The organism is Chryseobacterium sp. Tr-659 (assembly GCF_011752975.1).
Classification (GTDB): Bacteria; Bacteroidota; Bacteroidia; order Flavobacteriales; family Weeksellaceae; genus Chryseobacterium.
The window spans coordinates 1-15,842 of the sequence record NZ_VWWP01000001.1; the positions used below are offsets into that span (position 1 = coordinate 1).

Sequence of the window (15,842 nt, forward strand, 5' to 3'; positions counted from 1 at the left end):
ATCCTAAAGCGATAATGATCCATATGGCGATGAACAGTTCCCTTTTCAGGAAGAATGTTTTCGAAACCAGATCCGCTTTAGACAAGAACTTGAGAGCCAGAGCCAGTTCCACAAACCCTAAAACCACTTTTACCGTATTCATCCATCCACCGGATTTCGGCAGACTCTGCAATGCCTGCGGGAATAAAGCCAGCAATCCGAAAACAATCGCCCATGCCAGTCCGAATCCTGCCAGAGCAAAAGTCAATAACATCGGCACGTTGGAAGATCCCGTTACCGCGCTTCCCAGTAAACTTCCCAGAATAGGGCCCGTACACGAGAAAGAAACAATAACCAGAGTTAAAGCCATGAAGAAAATCCCAATGATGCCTCCCGCTTCCTCCGCCTTCGAAGATTTGTTGGCAATAGAACTCGGCAGCGTAATATCATAATACCCGAAGAAACTTCCGGCAAAGAAGATAAATATAATAAAGAAGACAATATTGAGCCATACACTCGTAGAAATCTCATTGAAGATATTTCCTGCAATTCCGTCAATAATATGGAAGGGGATGCTTAATAAAATGAAGATCAGCAGGATGAAAAACCCATACATAAGAGCATCTCTTTTACCCTTTGCCTTATTCTTGCTTCCTTTAGTGAAGAAAGAAACCGTAAGCGGGATCATCGGGAAAACACAAGGCGTAAGCAAGGCAATCAGCCCTCCAATAAAGCCTAAGAACAGATAGGTCCAGTAGTTTTCATCCATTTTTTCAGCCGCCGTACCACAATCCGTTAAAGGATTTTTGAAATCAATTGTTTCAATTTTCAGTTTCTTAGGATCCAGGGCAGACGTTTCAGAAATGGTCATTTCCTGCTTTGCGGGAATCTCAGTAACAGTTTCCGTAGTTTTTACAGAATCTTTTCCCTTCTGGGCAATTTCTTCAGCCGCCGGATCTTGCGTTACCCCTTTTGGAGTCACTTTCTGATTAAACTCTAACGTATTGGGAGCCAGGCATACCCTGTCATCACAAGTCTGATAAGTAATTTCAGAAGTAACCTCCGCAGGCTTTGTGGGATCCTTTAATTTGAATTTCTGCTTAAACCCTGCCGCATTAGAATAATACACAATAGTCCCTCCGAAAGCCTCCGAAAACTCTTCGTGTTTTTTTCCCGCTTCAGTAAACTTTCCTATGAGTTCAATATTCTTTCCGGACACTTTATACTCGGTAGGAATCCCTGTATCTTCCGGAAGATCCTTGGAATAGATATGCCATCCGCTTTCCATGGTGGCATTGAGAACCGCTTCGTACTGGTTATTCCCCAGATCGTTGATGGTGAATTTAAACTTAACAGGATTTTTTATCTGTGCATTAATTCCCGTTGCTAACACCAGCAGAATTAATAAAAACCAATTTCTAAATTTCATTTTTTCGTTTCATTAAAAATTTTGAGACTCCATTTTGTTTTCTTATCCTTTGCCCATTTCTATTTTGTCTGAAAACTTTCCATGAATGGAATTGTAGTCTTCAGTAGGTATATATTTTTTTGCTTCGCTAAAATAGATAATTTTTTGTCCCTAAAAAACTTAGAAACTCTCTTTTTTAAGCTTGAAGTGCAAAATATTCAGTCTTTGCCATCATTAAAATAGAAGTATCACTTTCTTTATTATTTAAAATGATTATTAATTTTGTCAATTCTGTTGATATACTGCGCAATAAATATTTTTTTGATTAAAATCTGACATTATATTCGAGGGTTGCTATGAAACTTCTCGTTAAGCCGTCAGGTCTTGTATCTCGGGTTAAAAATGGTGCTCCCAAGTTAAGTTGGAGAGCGTGATTTTGATTAATATCATAATCTAAAAAAAGATTTCCATTCATTGTTAATCCCTGAGACCCTTCAATTTTTTGTTCTATCCCTGATGTAGTGGTGAACTTATCACGGGATAAGTGATAAATATTCAATAAGCTCGGCGTAACCCGGAATTGGTGTGTAATTCTGAAGGGATAAGAAGCTCTGAACAAAAGATCACCACTGCGTTTAAAATCTTTAGTGCTTTGAAAGCCTCTCCATATTGAATTCTCCGGACTATTTTCAGCAATAAACTGATTGTTGTTTTGTGTTAATGGTTGTTGTAAAGCAACAGCCAGCTGAAGCTTTTTGATTTCATACCCAATTCCAACAATCATATCCCAGGTTCCCAGACTGGACTGATAATCCATTGGTAAAATCTGTCCGTTTTTAGCTGTATTTCCATCTGTTAAAGGAATTTTGGTCCCTAATGTGAATGAGATGTTTTTGCTTGGCCGGTAATTGGTGGTTAAATAGATATCCGACAACCCAAAAGTATTTACGCCGTTTCCGTTTTGTGATAATGCGGATGCTTTAATACTGACACTCAGTTTTGAATTTACCTCCCTGTTATATTCTAAATAAGGACTGTATATACTAATGGAGTGGTCTGCTTTACCAAAAGAGAATCCAGCTTTGAATTGATTCTTATATAGAGATGTAGAATCATGATCATTTCCCGGTTTTAAACTGTTTACCGTACAGAAACCTGCATCGCTACACCCTTGCGCATATAATGATACAGGAATCGAAGCTGCAAAAAGAATACATAATAATTTTAAATACTGATTTTTCATATTGATGTTTTTTTAGAATTGAAATAGAATTAATTAAGTGTTCAATCAAGACAAAAGATGTTTACAAAAATCAATGTAAATTTTTTAAAATATCTTCTATGGACGCTCTGTTTTTATAGTCTGGGTCAAAATGTCTCCATGTGATTTCTTTGTTTTCATTAAGAATGAATGTTGCAGAAACAGGAAGCCTGCCTGAATTATCAGATCTGCTTTTGGTAAAATCATCCTTTAGTCTTGAGGTATAGAAACCCAGGGTTTCACTGTTGGGAGTATATAGAACATCAAAAGCCTCCGCAATTTTATAACCTTCATCATATAAAACCGTGTAGTCGGTTTTTGTTTTACTAATGGTCTTTTCTATGAATTCAGGCTTTTCCGGAGAAATAATAACAAGTCTGGCATTTTTAGATTTTAGTTCAGGAGCCAGGTTTTGTAATGTTTCAATGTATTTATTACAATAGGGACACCATTGTCCTCTGATAAAAACAATAATCAGCTTTTGATTTTCTTTTGATGAAGAAAATGTATTACCCAGGTGATCTTTGGCTGTGAAATTATCAATTTTATCACCAATCATTTTTCCTTTTACCTGATCTAAAGTTTTATCAGACTGGTCCGTTTTCTTTCTCAGAACAGAAGCTCCGACTTCTAGAAACTGTGCAGGGTTATAATACCCGAAATCATATTGAACCAGTTCGCCTTTTGGATCCAGAAATAAAAAAGACGGATAGTTGACCACTTTAAATTCTTTTGCCAGTTTTACCCCTTCTTTTTCTGCGTCAATAGCAAGGCTCACAAAATTTTTATTAAACATCTCTCCGATTTGGGGATCAGTGAATGTTTTTTTTGCCATGAGTTTGCAGGGGCCGCACCAGGTGGTGTACAGATCAATGAAAATAAGTTTATTCTCTTTTGCCGCAGTTTTTTTCGCTGTTTCTAAATCAATCTTTTGAAAATTGATACCGTTACTTTGTGCATACATTGAAACTCCTGCTAATATGAAGAGGTTCAATACAATCTTTTTGAACATAATATTGTTTTATATTATATTCTCATAAGAAGAAAAAAATCACCCGTTAAATCAATAATTTATTTTAATCTACTGAAAATCAGCGGAAAAAGTTTTATCTTTAATTTTTCTGATTTGCTCTACACATTTATATTTTTGGTTCTGAGCATTGTGTTTGCTTGAATATTGATATTTGTTCTGGATTTCCTCAATACTTTTATTCTCAACAAAAATATCATGGATCAAATTTTGGCAATGGGAAGAAATAGACTTAACATATCCTAGAATTTTTTCCCAATAATATTTTTCGTCCTCAATAGCAGCACTGATTTCATGCTGGTGTTCCAGGAAATAATCTTCAGGAGATGTAATGTAGAAGTTTTTGTTTTTTAATTTTTTCAACCACAGGTTTTTAGAAATTCCGATGATATAATTTCCCAGGCAGGTTTGGGCCTTAAAATGGTCTGCATTGAGTTTTTCATAAAGAATAAGCAAAGAATCCTGGAAAATATCTTCTGCATCTTCTATATTTCCACTATTCTTAAGGATGAATTTTTTGGTGTACCTGAAATACTGTTGGTATAAAATCCCAAAAGCGATATTACTGTCTTTCTTAAAGTCATCTATAGCTACAGAATTAGTTGTTCTTCTATCCATCTTACTGTTACCTTTTTTTGAGTATTTCTATCAGCCTGAAACCTTCGATCTTGCCTTAAAGGAATCACACCAAGGATTTGATTGTCAGCATTACATAATAACCATATCTTTTCCTTATTAAAAACAGATAATTTCGTGTCCCTGAGAAATTTTGAAACTTTCTTTTTCCCGGAAAAACCTGATGGATAAAAAAGATCCCCTTCTTCCTGTTTTCTCAGATACAAAGGAAATTGAAGCAGCTCTGCGTCAAAGTCCCATTCAAAATTCTTGTTGTTGTATTCGTTTATACCTTGAACCAAATCTTGAAGGTTAATATGAATCTGATCTTTTGAAGTATCAAAATGATCAATCAACAGTATTTTTGTTGGAACTTCCGGGGCGTTATTTCTATTTACCAATATCAGTTCATCGCGATTAACAATCAATTGATATTCTTTTGAAAAAAAAGAGCTGTTGTTTTCTGCTTTAAAAATTTTAGGAATTTCTTCTTCCTGGTTAAACCCGTATTTTTTTAGGATTTCAAATTTGACAAAATCATTTTCCTGATCCAGCTTATCTTTTGATAGGATTTTATGGCTTAGGTTAAATAAAGTAATGCGATCTTCAATCTCCTGAATTTGTTTTTGAACAAAATCTTTGGTTTGATTCAGGTAAAAAGAACTTTTTTTGAAGTTATCAAGGAAGTGGTCATTTGTTTCCAGTAATGCCGGAACGATCTTGTTTCTGATTTTATTTCTCAGGTAATCATTTTTTTTATTCGAAAGATCTTCCCGAAATTCAATATTATTCTGTTCTGCAAACTGATAAATTTCGTTTTTTGAAAAACTTAAAAGTGGGCGGAGGATCGCATTGTCATTAGCCGGGATTCCACTTAAACCATTGATGCCGGCAGCCTTGGAAAGGTTAATGATAAAAGTTTCCAGCTGGTCGTTCAGATGATGGGCGGTAACAAGGAATTCCAGATTTTCTTTTTCCTGAATTTCTTTAAAAAAGTTATATCGAAGCTCTCTGGCCCAAAGCTGAATAGAATTTTCAGGCTTCTGATCCTTTTCCGAAACTTCATACCCATGAAATTTTATATGATTTTTCTCACAAAAATCCTGTACCACCTTTTGATCCAGATTCGAATCTTTACCACGAAGTTTATAGTTAATATGAGCCACCTGAATTTGATACTTTGAACGCTGGAATTCAGTGCTAAGGTCCTTGAATAATGAGGCGAGAACCATAGAGTCTGCACCTCCGCTTACCGCCAGAAGATACGTGTGATTTTCAGGCTGATAAACGAGATTTTTTAATTGGTTGATAAAGCTTGATTTTTCCAACATAGATGTGGAGAATTTCTTTTATGCAAAGATAACCCATATAATTCAATTGATTTTTCCTAACTTTGAGTAGTCTAAAAATGATTACTTATGAAGATTTTAAAAATTTTAGCAGTTTCTGCAATGGCGCTGGGGATGACTTCTTGTGTCAGCAAAAAGCAGTATGATGCTTTAAGCACAAACTATAAGCAATGTATTGAAAACATCGGAGAAAGACAAAGAGAAATTCAGGATTTGAAATCTCAGAATTCAGCATTGGCAGGTGAGAATAACTTACTTAAAAGCCAGCATGATGCTTTAAAATCGTCTCTTGATGCATGTCTTTCCAATACAGGAAAAAGTTCTGCTAACATTGATAAACTGGTAGGCGAGATCAATGCTTCCAATTCTTATATCAAGCAGTTGATTTCAAGCAATGCGAAAAACGATAGCTTAAACCTTGCATTGTCTAACAAACTGAAGAGATCTTTGGATAATGTATCTGATCAGGATGTACAGGTAAAAGTGCTGAAAGGAGTGGTAATGATCTCTCTTTCTGATAAAATGTTATACAAAACAGGAGATTACAACATTCTGCCTGCCGCTCAGGAAGTGTTAGGTAAAGTAGCAAAAGTGATCAACGATTACGATAAATACTCTGTATTGATTGAAGGTAATACAGATAACGCTCCTTTAAACTCTCCAAATTTACCAAGAGACAACTGGGATCTTTCTGCTTTAAGAGGAACTTCTGTGGCTAAGGTTCTTCAGACTCAGTTTGGTGTAGATCCGGCAAGAATTACTGCAGGAGGACGTTCTGAATATAACCCGAAAGCTACAAACATGAGCGTTTCAGGAAGATCGGAAAACAGAAGAACGGAGATCATCATTATGCCTAAGCTGGATGAATTCATGAAGCTTATGGATATTGCTCCAAAAAAATAATTACAAACCGTATAGAAAATATATGAATCCCGAAGAAATTCGGGATTTTTTTATCCGATGACTTGTCCGGAAATAACTTTCTTTCCGGGAATTGCTGATCTTTTTGAAGCAGGCTGTTCAAAATAAAAATTTGTGATATTCCAGATGATCATGATGGCTGAAAAATAATACAGGTTAAGGATAAGTGCAATTCCTATATGCATTGAAATTGTCAGTAATAACCAGATTTTTTGTGTGGGTTTGTACCAGATAAAAATGGGATAACACATTTCAATGATAATTGTACTCCATCCGATAAAAATGAGAAGATAAGAATGCTCTGCAAGCCAGGAGAAATCCATATTCAGGTCTCTGTTCGAATAAGGAAGATGAATGGCTTTCCAGATAGATTCGCCGTTCCACCAATTAAATCCTAAAGCTTTATCAAGACCTGAGAAAAAATAGGCAATAGAAATATGAAGCTGAAATAACCTCTTCACCGGAGTGATATTAATTGTTCCGGACTTTTTGCCGTTAATTAGGTTTTTAACTGAAAATATTTGATCGGAAGGGAAGAGGATCAAATAAAATAATGACATGCTGGTGAAAAAATCTGCACCATAAGTAAAAAAAGAACTTCCTTTCAATAATGCAATCTGTAATACCAACAGCAAAAAAGCTGAAATTCTGGAATAGAATCCCATGATGATAAAAATACACAACGTAATAAATGAGATTTTTGTCATTATCATTGTTGTACTTTCAGGAATTCCTAAAGAGTGGAAGAAGTTTATGATTTTTGGAAATGTAATAATCCATTCAGGAGTAAAAACTCCCATGATATCTTGCGGAATAATGCTGCTGCTTGAGAATAGCTTATCAAAATCAGCCATCACAGCAGTGAATTGAAGAAGAATAATAAGTCCTATTGATATTCTGAAGAAACTTAAGAATTCTGCTTGATAATCCTGTTTGAAAAAGAAGTTTTCAACTTTTGTATAGATCAGATTCAGTTTTTTCATTGTTTTTAATGTTTGAATTCATCAACTAGAATAAGGCTTTCATTCGTTTTCCCTTTTCGGAATTCTGCAATACTAGGATAATCGTACAGGTAAAGTCTTGTAGTAACACTGGCTGCTTTCGGATTTTCCTTCATTACGTGAGCTGCTATCTGCTGAATGATAATATCCAGATATTGGTAATATTTACGATCGTATCTGTTTCTGTCGGAAATTTTATCAAGAAACATATTGAAGACAGTAGTATATCTTACTCTGCTCTCTTTACTTTTGAAATTGGGCATTGTTTTTTCTTCCAGTACATTTCCATTCTTGTCTTTCAATTCAAAGATCATAACAAAGTCGCTGGCAACATTAGGAGCGTAAAACCCATATCCTGTATCAAAACCAGTATAAGAAGCAAAAATACTTACAGGTTTAAAGAGGGTAATATCTTCTGAAATTCTGTATGCCAGAGGTTTCTGATAGCTCTTGTTTTCATAATAAAAACCATAAAAACCATCAAATGTGCCTTTCAGTCCGATAATGAAGACCAGAAGTAGAATCATGAAAATTCCTGCTAACTGAAGTTTTCTTTTCATGGCGAAAGATTTAAGAAAAGGCTGTTTTATGAAGTAAAACAGCCTTTTACTGTTATTTGTAATTCACTAATACATTATTAAGCTTCACATTTATTTTCGGATCAATAGTCATATTGTTTTTTACAGATTTCATGATCACGTTGGTAAGATTTTTTCTTCCCATAGTTGGAGGGCAGATCGTATATTCATCGGCTCCTCTTACGGTTAATTTACCCAAAGCGGCAATGTCTTTTTGGCTCAGAAGTGCTGCGTTAGTTGCTACCTGATTGTTCTGAATAGCGTAGTAATCCGTGCCTAATTCTTTTGCTCCGTATTTTTTGAGGATTTCATCCACTCTGATTTTCAGATCTCCATATTTTTTCCAGTCGATATTGGCTTTCATAAAGCATCCACGGATGATATACTGGCGGTTAATTTTGTAAACAAGGAAATTAGTACCCAGGGTTTTCTGGTGAAGGTTCTGTAGTCGTAATAAAGTTTTCACATCATCATCAGAAATTTTTTTCACTTCTTTAATGATGTAGTTGTTGTCAACAATGTAATTGCCCTTTTCTTTATAAAAAGACATTTCCTGAGGTTTCAGCTGGGAAAAAATAATCACTATTCCCACTATTGCCCCAATTAAAAATAAGGTTTTTGCTTTCATGTGGTCGTTTTTAATTTTATATCCCTACTCTGTTTAGGATTTTCGGGTTCCTCCTTTTAATAGAATGTTTTTCATTATTAAAAAATCTATATCAAAGGTAGAAGTATGTCAGGAGTTAATAGTAAGTGTTTTCACTGATTTTTCATCAGGTTTTTACTCCCGGTAAGATGTAAAATGCAAATGGCTTTGTTGTTTAATGAAGCAGTAATGCAATTTAAACATAGAATGAAATCTATTATTTAAATTTTATCAACAAAGTGTTTTGTTTGAGTTTATAGATTGTCAAAACTGCTCTTTGGAAAGCTGGTGATCCCGGTGGAAATAGTATATTTGGTCGAATGTATAACCTGGGATTGAATAGGTGTCGGTATAAAAAAAATAAATCCCGAAGGAGACCGGGATCTATTTTTAATCAAATTAATTCTTCCTTTTTGAGGAGTGAAATAATTCGTTGCAAAAATGAAGTGGATATTTCTGTCTTAGTTCTTTTTGCAGAAGAATCTGTTTTGCTTTTCAGCAGAACTCTTTGTTGATTCTCATGGTTAGTTTGTGTCTCTCCTGCAATCATGTTGTTTTCTCTTAGTGTTTTTACCCCTTATTCTCTATGCAAACTTAGAACTAATACCACAAAAATACCATCCGTATTTTCCCGGTATTTTACATGGGTTTTTCCCGGTGTAATGATTAACAGATGATTACGGATTTTAACGCTATAAGTTATGTAAGCTGGTTATTTAAAATTACGTATATTTAATTCTCTTTAAAATGAAATAAAAAAACAGAGGTATCCGAAAATCTTAAAGAGTAGGAAACTAATACAAAATCCAAATCACCATGAAAAATTTAAAGAAACTTTCAAGAGGACAATTAAAAGATGTAAAAGGTGCAATCAGAGATTGTAATCCGCAGATCATTTGCCGTGCCACCCGAGATTGCTGCCCGGGCTGGGTATGTGGAAGACCAGGACAGTATTGCATTGCTTTATAACAATGAAAAGTAAAAAAGGGAGATTGATTTCTCTCTTTTTTAATGAATATTGACGGGTAATATTGTATTCAAAAGACGTTTTAAATTCTTAAATTTGTTTAAATTAAAATTGTATGAGTTTTTTTGAAGAAAAGAATCCTGAAATGGACAGATATCTGGAAACCCACGCTTCCTCGGAATCCGAAATTCTGAAAAAACTGAGACGAGAAACATACCAGAAGACAACGCAGCCGCATATGATCTCAGGATATCAACAAGGAAGACTGCTAACCATCATTTCTCAGATGCTGCAGCCCAAAAATGTCCTTGAAATCGGAACATTTACAGGGTATGCAACCTTATGCCTGGCCTCCGGATTGGCTAAAGACGGTAAAATCACAACATTGGATGTGAATGAAGATCTTGCTTACCTTCCAAAGAAATATTTTGAATCCAGTGAATATGCAGATCAGATTGATTTTAAACTTCAGGATGCCAAAGAATTTTTACAGGAAACAGATGAGTTCTTTGATTTGATCTTTGTAGACGCAGATAAAGAAAATTACGCTGAATATTTCAGACTGATAAAGCCTCATACAAAATCAGGATCTGTTATCCTGTTCGATAATGTTTTATGGTACGGAAAAGTACTGGAAGAAAATCCCAAACTTAAATCTACGCAGTCTATTCAGGAGCTAAATGATTTAGCCGCAAAAGACGAAGATTTTGAAAATCTTATTTTACCTTTGCGTGATGGAGTAAATTTTCTTCGCAGAAAGTGATCATCTTTAAATTAAGAGTTAATGAATAAAGGAATTTGTATTGTTACAGTAGCACCGGTTCGCGCAGAAAATTCTGACAGAGCTGAAATTGTTACAGAAATATTGTTCGGGGAAAGTGCAGATATTTTGGAAGTAGATAAAAACTGGACTAAGATAAAAATGCACTATGATGGATATGAAGGATGGATGGATACCAAACAACTGAAACCTGTAACAGATGAAGAGCTGGCCAATAGAAAAGTGACGGTGGTAACTGAAGATTTTTCTTCTGTGCTGATGAATGATGGTAAAACATTACTTTCAATGGGATCTGAAGTAGAATTTCCTGTTGTAGCATCAAGAAGAAGCCATGACGTACGCGAAAGTATTGCCCTGACTGCGAAAGAATTCCTTAATGTACCTTATCTGTGGGGAGGAAAAAGCTTCTTTGCAGTAGACTGTTCCGGATTTACACAACTGGTATATAAAATTCATAACATTAAAATACCTAGAGATGCTTCACAGCAGGCGGAAGTAGGAGAACCACTTACTTTTGTGGAAGAAACACAACCCGGAGACCTTGCTTTCTTTGAAAATGCCGAAGGAAAAATTATTCACGTAGGAATTATGCTGGAAAATCAGAAAATTATCCACGCATCCGGAAAAGTGAGAATTGATACGCTGGATTCTACAGGGATTTTCAATAAAGAAATGAATAAACATACTCACAAGCTGAGAGTACTCAAAAGTGTAATTTAATTCTTGTTAAATACGCCCTGAAATGGAAAATACCCTTTTTATCATTTTTGATGTTCTCAATTTTGGATGGGTTGCATTTCTGTGGTGGTTTACCCTAAAGAATTATAATACTTTGCCGGAAAAAATTCCTGTTCACTTTGATCTGGATGGAAAACCCGATAGATTCGGGGGTAAAATCTACGCCTACCTGATGCCTGTGCTGGCGATGCTGATGTTTGTTTTGTTTGTATACATTACAAGACATCCGGAAGGAGCCAATTTTCCGGTAGAAATTACAGAACAGAACAAAGGAGCACAATACCTGATTATGAAGGTATTTCTGAGGGTTTTATTTATATTGATTATGGTACTGTTTATCAACAATCAGGATTATATGTTCAGATATTCTTTTGATGAAAGTGCAAAGCCCAGAATCCCGATGATTACTATTATTTTATCCGTGATAGGCTTTGTGCCTGCAATGCTCTTAATTACTCATTTTTTCAAATGATACAGTCTAAAAATAATTCAGAACACTATATTTGGGGTGATGGCTGCGACAGCTGGATACTCAAAAGTACATCGGGGTTGTCTGTTAAACAGGAAAAAATGCCTGCAGGAACTTCGGAGAAACTACACTTCCATAAATTGGCAGGGCAGTTCTTTTATATATTGAAAGGAAATGCCATGCTGTATATTGATGACGAAAGATTTCAGATGAAACAAGGAGAGTCCATTTCCATAGAACCGGGATCAAAGCATTTTATCTCTAATGAATCCAACGAAGAAATTGAGTTTCTGGTGATATCAAACCCTCCTGCAGATCAGGATAGAATTGAAATAAAAGAATAATTAAACAATGGCTTTTCTGTACAATATATTTATCAGCCTTCTTATTTTCGGAATGAGAGTTTTTTCATTGATTCATGAGAAAACTAAAAAAGGCGTTGAAGGAAGAAAACAGTCTTTGGATAGGGTAAAATCTGTATTCTCAAAAACGGACAAGATAATCTGGATGCATGCAGCCAGCCTCGGTGAATACGAACAGGGATTGCCCGTTTTAGAAAGGCTTAAAGAGCGGTTTCCAAAGCATAAAATACTGGTGACCTTCTTTTCTCCATCTGGCTATGAGAATGTTGTTAAAAAGAAGCATATTGCGGATGTGATCTGTTATCTGCCTTTCGATAAAAAAAGCATCGTGAAAGAATTTATATCACAATTTGATGCTGAACTATTTTTTACGGTGAAGTATGATTACTGGTATAATCTGCTTGCAGAGCTTAAAAGGCAAGACACAAAAATTTATGTTATTTCAGCTTTGTTTTATGAACGGCAATCATTTTTTACTTCTTATGGGAAATGGTTTGTAAAGCAGCTTAAAGAAAACGTAGACTGGTTTTTTCACCAGACACAGTTTTCTCTTGCTTTAGCTAAAAGTATAGGATTGGTAAATTCTTCAGTAACGGGAGATACAAGATTTGACAGAGTAAAACAGCTCCGCCAGCGTAATAATCATGTCGAGTTCATTACAGATTTTATTGGAGGAAATAAGACTATTGTTTTAGGGAGTTCATGGCATGCAGAAGAAAAGATTGCTGAAATAGTGTCCCGTAAAAATAGAACGATAAAGATCATCATTGCGCCTCATGACCTGAAAAGAGTAGATCATTTAAAAAATATATTTCCGGAGGCTTTATTGTACAGTGGGGTACAAGATTCGGTCTCTTCAATTCACAACGCTCAATTGTTAATTATAGATAGTATCGGCCTTTTATCAAAGCTATATTCTTATGCTGATATTGCGGTTGTTGGTGGTGGGTTTCATGATGCTGGTCTTCATAATATTCTTGAAGCTGCAACATTTGGAGTTCCTGTGATCTTTGGGAATCATTACCGGAAAAATCCAGAAGCAGATGATCTGATCTCAATGAATGGAGGGAAGTCTTTTACAGATGAATATGCAGCGGCAGAATTTGTATTGTTTCTTGCCAATGAAGATAATAAGGAAGAGCTCATCGCAATGTCTGAAAATGCCAGAGAATTTGTAGATACAAAGCCTGATTCCACAGAAATGATCCTTAGGAAGATTTTATCTTAGAAATCCCTGACTTTTAATCTCTTTCATAATGTGATCAATGTTTTCCGGAATCCGGTCACATTCAAACCAGTTAAAATCAAGTCCGTTATTGATACAAAGTTTTTGCAGATAATGATTTTTCAGAATTTTCTTTTGAATATCCTCTAGATACACATCAATTTCCATCCAATAATCTTCATCCAGCTTTTTAATTAAGATAAGAGATTTGAATATCTTATTGATGATATAGAGGTAAAGTTTATACACATTGTCAAACCTTTGCCTGCTGAGGTCGTCATTGTAATCCAGAATTTTATTGATAAGCAGAAGGTTCAGCGAAACATCCCCGAATTTATCCGTAGTTATTTTCACATGTTCTGTAATTTCTGCACTGATCTTGCGGATAATGGTCAGGAAATATTTAGCATTTCCAGTATATTTTGAAGCGAGAATAACCTTTTCCTCTACGTTTTCTTCCATTGCATTTCTTTTATCGTCGGTAGTTTCCGGATCAATAAGTTCGAAATACAGTTTTTTAGACAATAACTTATCCTTTCTCAGAAGTCTGAAAATAAGTTTATCTTTCTCTGTGCCGGAAAAGGCACTCAATGCCGCTTTAAACTCTTTTGAATACTCCATTAATTGAAGATTTTAGAATATTTAAGGAATCCGTTTAATGCCCAGTTGGCGGTATAGTATAAAGACTTTACCATTGAAAATCCCATGAAATCCTTATACACAAGATATTGGTCTTTAATGATATTTTTTTTCTTTCTGGAAACACTGTTTTCCCGCATTCTGTATTTAGCGAGGGTCTTTTTTACGGGCATTCCTTCAGGGATTACTTTTAAAAGATTCAGCCACATCACATGGTCTTCGCGTTTGCTTTTGACGGGAAATAAAAACTTGCCCACTCTTTGGGTGTCATACATTGTGGAAACTGGTGCAAGGCGGCATGTTTTCAGTAAATTAGAGAAAGTGACAACTTTATCAGCGAGAAAATCTTTCAGTATTGGCTGAAGGTGTTCATCACATCTGGAGTAGTTACAGTAAACAAGTTCAGCATTATGTTCCTGCATGTAATCCGTCATGGTTTCAAGATATTCAGGATACCAGAAATCATCAGAATCCAGAAAAGCAATATATCTTCCCTGAGCCCTTTCAAGACTGTTGTTTCTTGCGTTACCTGCTCCTCCGTTTTTCTCCAGGACTTGTAATTTTATTCTAGGATCATTATGCCTTCTGATGATTTCTACTGTATTGTCTTTAGAAAGGTCGTCAGTTATCAGCCATTCCCAGTTTTCATAGGTTTGGTTAAGGACAGACTGTATGGTTTCCTCTATAAATTCTGCAGAATTATAACAGGGGGTGATAATGGAGACAAGATCTTTCATTTATGCTTTTTGAATATGTAAAATTATAAAAATCTTTTTTCATAAAGATGCCAGGAGCTTACACCTACAGCAATAACGACCGACATACATACCAAAGCCATTACAAATGGGTTGTAATCTTCAAATAATCCTAAAGTCTGAAAAGTTCTGATGATTGGGAAGTGGAAAATGTAAATTCCGTATGTGAAATCACCATATTTTCCGAAATTATTTAAGAATTTGAATGAATAGGCAATATACATTACGATAACACCGATCATCATTGGGGAAAAAAGCTGAATTTTTAAATATAAATCAATCCAAACCGTAGCAAGAGCGATAATGAAAATGATATTTTTACGTTTGATAAATTTATCAAAATTAAAGTAAATCAGCATCCCAGGGATAAAATAAGATAAAGTTCCGGGAAGCTGCTTGGCAATTGAAATTTTATTTAATGATTCAAAATAATTTAGATAAATAAGGGACAGGAAGTATAAAATAATCAAACTTATATTTCTGTATTTATTCTTCTTTCCAAAAAGCAAGAACAACAAAGGTACGGCGAAGTAGTAGCACATTTCTATTTTCAGTGTCCAGAGAGCGCCATTTACTGCCTGATTTCCAAAGACTCCGGGAAGCCAGGGCGCTTTGAAATTTAAAAATAATGAATTCCAGAGAAGGTATTTGTAAACTTGTGTATTGCTAAAATATTCGGTGAAAGAATATGTACTGACTAAACTTAATAAAATTGCACATAAAAAGATAACCAATAAGTAAGCGGGAACAATTCTTTTGATTCTCTTTTTTAAATAACTTTTTAGGCTTGAAGACCTTTCATAGCTCCTTGCTATAAGAAATCCACTGACTGCAAAGAAGCCGAAAACAGCAATTTCTATAGGACTGTGTTCAAAGATTTTAAGATCAGGAGAATTACTGAGGGTGCCTAGATGTCCTACAAAGACAATAAAGGCAAGGAGAACACGTATGAAGTCAAAATTGTTTTTCGTAATATCCTGCATCTGTATTTTATATTTATTACAAAAATAACTTTTTTAGCAGAACCGAGCGCTTCCATGCATTCAATATTTGTTGAATAAAGGGAAAATTGTGTCTGAGTGTTTTTAAATATATATAAATAATGAGAGAAGAAATAA

18 protein-coding genes are annotated in these 15,842 nt (G+C 35.1%); 7 read left to right on the forward strand and 11 right to left on the reverse strand.

The genetic code is table 11. From position 1 onward, the window contains the following. From F3J23_RS00005 to tilS, 5 genes are all read right to left on the reverse strand, one after another. On the reverse strand, positions 1-1,408 hold a 1,408-nt coding region (locus F3J23_RS00005; protein ID WP_167022257.1), incomplete at its 3' end, for a protein-disulfide reductase DsbD family protein. 304 nt (positions 1,409-1,712) lie between these two features. Then, positions 1,713-2,630: a hypothetical protein gene (locus F3J23_RS00010; RefSeq protein WP_167022260.1), complete on the reverse strand. Its 918-nt coding sequence runs from the start codon at positions 2,628-2,630 to the stop codon at positions 1,713-1,715. Positions 2,631-2,700: 70 nt separating this feature from the next. After that, positions 2,701-3,660 carry a redoxin domain-containing protein gene (locus tag F3J23_RS00015; protein WP_167022263.1) on the reverse strand — a complete coding sequence of 320 codons (960 nt, stop codon included), beginning with the start codon at positions 3,658-3,660 and terminating at the stop codon, positions 2,701-2,703. Positions 3,661-3,729: 69 nt separating this feature from the next. After that, positions 3,730-4,296 carry an RNA polymerase sigma factor gene (locus F3J23_RS00020; protein WP_167022266.1) on the reverse strand — a complete coding sequence of 189 codons (567 nt, stop codon included), beginning with the start codon at positions 4,294-4,296 and terminating at the stop codon, positions 3,730-3,732. Continuing rightward, complete coding sequence (gene tilS, locus F3J23_RS00025) at positions 4,269-5,624, reverse strand: tRNA lysidine(34) synthetase TilS (RefSeq protein ID WP_167022270.1); 1,356 nt, start codon at positions 5,622-5,624, stop codon at positions 4,269-4,271. The genes F3J23_RS00020 and tilS overlap by 28 nt, the downstream gene beginning before the upstream one ends. A gap of 87 nt (positions 5,625-5,711) precedes the next feature. Here tilS and F3J23_RS00030 point away from each other — a divergent pair, with 87 nt between their 5' ends. Next, entirely contained in the window at positions 5,712-6,545 is an 834-nt protein-coding gene (locus F3J23_RS00030) for an OmpA family protein (protein ID WP_167022273.1), read from the forward strand. A 50-nt stretch (positions 6,546-6,595) separates the two neighbouring features. Here the strand turns inward: F3J23_RS00030 and F3J23_RS00035 are convergent, their stop codons facing one another. The 3 genes from F3J23_RS00035 to F3J23_RS00045 are packed head-to-tail and all read right to left on the reverse strand — an operon-like array spanning position 6,596 to position 8,770. Continuing rightward, positions 6,596-7,546, reverse strand: coding sequence for an HTTM domain-containing protein (locus F3J23_RS00035; RefSeq protein WP_167022276.1), 951 nt, complete (start codon positions 7,544-7,546; stop codon positions 6,596-6,598). A gap of 5 nt (positions 7,547-7,551) precedes the next feature. Continuing rightward, entirely contained in the window at positions 7,552-8,124 is a 573-nt protein-coding gene (locus F3J23_RS00040; RefSeq protein WP_167022279.1) for a hypothetical protein, read from the reverse strand. Positions 8,125-8,176: 52 nt separating this feature from the next. Further along, positions 8,177-8,770, reverse strand: a complete 594-nt coding sequence (locus tag F3J23_RS00045; RefSeq protein WP_167022282.1) for a hypothetical protein — start codon at positions 8,768-8,770, stop codon at positions 8,177-8,179. 834 nt (positions 8,771-9,604) lie between these two features. Between F3J23_RS00045 and F3J23_RS00050 the strand changes: the two genes are divergently transcribed. From F3J23_RS00050 to F3J23_RS00075, 6 genes are all read left to right on the forward strand, one after another. Further along, positions 9,605-9,757: a CCPGW family putative bacteriocin gene (locus F3J23_RS00050; protein WP_167022285.1), complete on the forward strand. Its 153-nt coding sequence runs from the start codon at positions 9,605-9,607 to the stop codon at positions 9,755-9,757. 113 nt (positions 9,758-9,870) lie between these two features. Next, on the forward strand, positions 9,871-10,518 hold the full coding sequence (locus F3J23_RS00055; RefSeq protein WP_167022288.1) for an O-methyltransferase: 648 nt from the start codon (positions 9,871-9,873) through the stop codon (positions 10,516-10,518). A 21-nt stretch (positions 10,519-10,539) separates the two neighbouring features. Next, on the forward strand, positions 10,540-11,256 hold the full coding sequence (locus tag F3J23_RS00060) for a C40 family peptidase (RefSeq protein ID WP_167022291.1): 717 nt from the start codon (positions 10,540-10,542) through the stop codon (positions 11,254-11,256). Positions 11,257-11,278: 22 nt separating this feature from the next. Continuing rightward, the gene (locus tag F3J23_RS00065; protein WP_167022294.1) at positions 11,279-11,746 is read left to right on the forward strand and encodes a DUF1648 domain-containing protein; all 468 of its coding nucleotides are present in this window, start codon (positions 11,279-11,281) and stop codon (positions 11,744-11,746) included. Further along, positions 11,743-12,087 carry a cupin domain-containing protein gene (locus F3J23_RS00070; RefSeq protein WP_167022296.1) on the forward strand — a complete coding sequence of 115 codons (345 nt, stop codon included), beginning with the start codon at positions 11,743-11,745 and terminating at the stop codon, positions 12,085-12,087. Before F3J23_RS00065 ends, F3J23_RS00070 begins: the two co-directional genes overlap by 4 nt. A 7-nt stretch (positions 12,088-12,094) precedes the next feature. After that, complete coding sequence (locus F3J23_RS00075) at positions 12,095-13,333, forward strand: 3-deoxy-D-manno-octulosonic acid transferase (RefSeq protein WP_167022299.1); 1,239 nt, start codon at positions 12,095-12,097, stop codon at positions 13,331-13,333. On the opposite strand, the gene F3J23_RS00080 is transcribed toward F3J23_RS00075, so the two are convergent. Genes F3J23_RS00080 through F3J23_RS00090 form a run of 3 tightly spaced genes read right to left on the reverse strand, consistent with a single transcriptional unit; the run spans position 13,325 to position 15,707 of the window. Continuing rightward, positions 13,325-13,951, reverse strand: coding sequence for a deoxyuridine 5'-triphosphate nucleotidohydrolase (locus F3J23_RS00080; RefSeq protein WP_167022302.1), 627 nt, complete (start codon positions 13,949-13,951; stop codon positions 13,325-13,327). The genes F3J23_RS00075 and F3J23_RS00080 overlap by 9 nt on opposite strands. Further along, a complete protein-coding gene (locus F3J23_RS00085; RefSeq protein WP_167022305.1) occupies positions 13,951-14,706 on the reverse strand; it encodes a glycosyltransferase family 2 protein in 756 nt (251 codons plus the stop codon). The genes F3J23_RS00080 and F3J23_RS00085 overlap by 1 nt, the downstream gene beginning before the upstream one ends. A 23-nt stretch (positions 14,707-14,729) precedes the next feature. Beyond that, positions 14,730-15,707 (reverse strand): acyltransferase family protein, encoded by a 978-nt coding sequence (locus F3J23_RS00090; protein ID WP_167022308.1) that lies wholly within the window; start codon positions 15,705-15,707, stop codon positions 14,730-14,732. Positions 15,708-15,842 lie beyond the last annotated feature (135 nt).